The organism is Endozoicomonas sp. SESOKO3 (genome assembly GCF_024606255.1).
On record NZ_JAHHPR010000172.1, the window covers coordinates 1 to 2,028 of the forward strand.

General features: G+C 43.9%; 2 protein-coding genes. Both read right to left on the reverse strand.

The window, feature by feature from the left end; translation table 11 throughout:
* A partial coding sequence (locus KDK18_RS03070; RefSeq protein WP_257253127.1) for a hypothetical protein occupies positions 1–1,267 on the reverse strand: 1,267 nt, incomplete at its 3' end.
* Positions 1,268–1,411: 144 nt separating this feature from the next.
* Positions 1,412–2,028: hypothetical protein (locus KDK18_RS03075; RefSeq protein ID WP_257253128.1), on the reverse strand; the 617-nt coding region annotated here is incomplete at its 5' end.

The following is a 2,028-nucleotide window of genomic DNA, read 5'->3' on the forward strand; positions in this document are numbered from 1 at the left end:
ATAGAGAGAGCATAACAGCCAGAAATCTTTCAGGCTTTAAACGACCACAACCGGGAACCGCTATGTAGGTAAAAATGATATGGAAATATTTAGTATTATCGATCACAAGTTCACATAAAGCCTTTTTTGACTTTCTTTTTGGTTCTTGCGAATCATCCGAATGAGGTAAGGAATACAAGGTATACAAAGATACCAGTTTAGTCGCAGCAGCCTTAGTCTCTGGATCAGCAAGGCAATACGCTATATTGAGGTGGTTTAAAACACAACTGCAAGCTGCTGCTTCTAATGCTTGCCTTCGGGTGGAAGGCATATAGTCTGAGTTACCAATGAATGAGGATAATCTGAGCAAATTTTCAGCTTTCAGGAATTTTCTTTCCAGATGCCGCCGAAATTTAGCCTTGTGGGTCGTTGTGCCTGTCTGCCGATGCCGCAAATGAGTCGATGGTGTGAAAAGCAAGCTTTGCTTGGATGTTGCTCCTGTATCGCCCGTAGAATTTGCTTCAGGATTCAGCGACCAATCAGCAGGCCCGTCGATATGGGATGATTGTCGAAGTTTACAAACGCCATGACAGGAATCGACGTGGCAATTTAAGCCGAGAGTATGTTGAGGTTGATCCGGCTCTTCGTTACCGCCGCCAGAGCCGAGATGCTGGAGTCTGGTGACAGAACCTGTCAGTTGCGCGGATGTTCCGGAGGCTTGCTGGCCGGATGATTCTGTTTGCTCGTTTCTTTGCTGGCTTTGTTTTTGGCTATTTCCGGGGAGCATCATAGTGGTGATTGCAAACGGGTCATCCTGACTGGCCTCCAGTTTATTTATCGGACTGAACATAGGCGAATCGGTGTTCCAATAACTTTGTAAAAGCCAGCCGACCGCAAAAAAGGCTTCTACAGGAATCCATGAATGAGGTTTGGTGCTCAGAGCACTGTCATCGGAAGTCATAACCAGTTGGTAAGCAACCAGCGCACCAGCGGCGTATATCAATTCCCACGAGATCGACTCAAAAAAGGACGTTTTTACCCTGTAACCGCCGAGTCTCTGTGGTTGGTCATTGTGCGGAAAAATTGATTCGTCATAGTTGTTTGTATCAGCAAGGTATGACGGGATGCCCAGCAATGTTTGCTGGTCTGGCTTAATAGAAAAGCTCCCTTTTGGAGAGTGTCCATCCTGATGAAGCTCAACAAAAAAGCTTCTTGTAAATGATTCGGTCTGGCAGATGGCAGACAGTGGGAACAGCAAAAACAGTGCCGCTGTGAGTAATTTTTTCAAAACTCTATCCTTACCTTCATTTTGTGTTTGTTGATTCGAAAAGGGTAGGCCTGAAAAGTGGTAATTCAAGAAGATAAGCGTCTTTTCTTTCAAAAACGAAAGATTGCATCTCTGTATAACTTTCGCTGGCGGATTGAGTTTTTTTTAATAATGGGAACTTGGTCTCGGGGATCGAGGAAAACTGATATCAGAACACAAACCGTTTAAATCCAGGGAATCAAGCATAAGCTGCTTAACACTTGATGGCCAATTGTAAAACTGGATACGTGATGGAGGCCCCATCAACGTGTAATCAGTTAATTTAACTTCAAAGCACTCTCTATTCTTCTTCCTTAACTTTTCAATCCCGTCCCAGAGAACCTCAGGATTGTCTTCATATCCTTCATGCATATCACTAAACAAACAACCCTCAACTGTGGTGCAGAGCATTTCCCCTCCGCGCCGAATAAATTCCGAAAGCACGGGACCTAAATACCCTTGTGGATAGGCTGAAACCAGTAAACTATGACTGCAATCATCAGGCAGGCACTTGTCAATATCTTTTGGGAACTTAGCTTTTTCAACAGGTAAAAAGTTAGTTAATGGTTTTTTGTCATAGCATTTCACATCAACGTCTCCCATCAAACTAAAACATTTTTCAAGAAATGCTTGCCCCGAACCAATACCGATAACTGTTTTTGGAAAAGCGCCTTGATAAGCGCCTTCGCATAGAGAGAGCATAACAGCCAGAAATCTTTCAGGCTTTAAACGACCACAACCGG